This is a genomic window from Bartonella sp. CM120XJJH (assembly GCF_042194715.1).
Taxonomy (GTDB): Bacteria; Pseudomonadota; Alphaproteobacteria; order Rhizobiales; family Rhizobiaceae; genus Bartonella.
In genome coordinates this window covers 309-611 of sequence record NZ_JBHINE010000129.1, presented here as the reverse complement: position 1 = coordinate 611, position 303 = coordinate 309, and the positions used below count along the sequence as shown (strand labels likewise).

General features: G+C 40.6%; 1 pseudogene. It reads right to left on the bottom strand.

Features of this window, described 5'->3' with window-relative positions:
• Positions 1-303 (bottom strand): annotated as a pseudogene (locus tag ACFIKU_RS10185) (DNA adenine methylase); the annotation flags it as partial.

Genomic DNA, 303 nt, shown 5'->3' with positions numbered 1-303 from the left:
AGGTAAAATAAACTGTCGGATGCATCAAATAGCTCGATAACCCGTTCCCACGATAAATTTAAGATCGTCGTATCAAGAAGCTTCTGTCTAACACGTCTCATCCTTGATAACAGCTTTTCGGGATTAAACTCTGCCGTTCTTTTTCTTCCAAAGCTAAAAGAAACGTAATCTTTTTTCCCATAAAGGACACAACGCTGGAGAAATAAAAACCGGGCGGCTCTTTCAACTTTGGAAAGGCTTTCTGGGTCAATCGCAGCAAGGTCAAAAAACAACTGTCTTGAACAAACAAACCACTCCAATCGT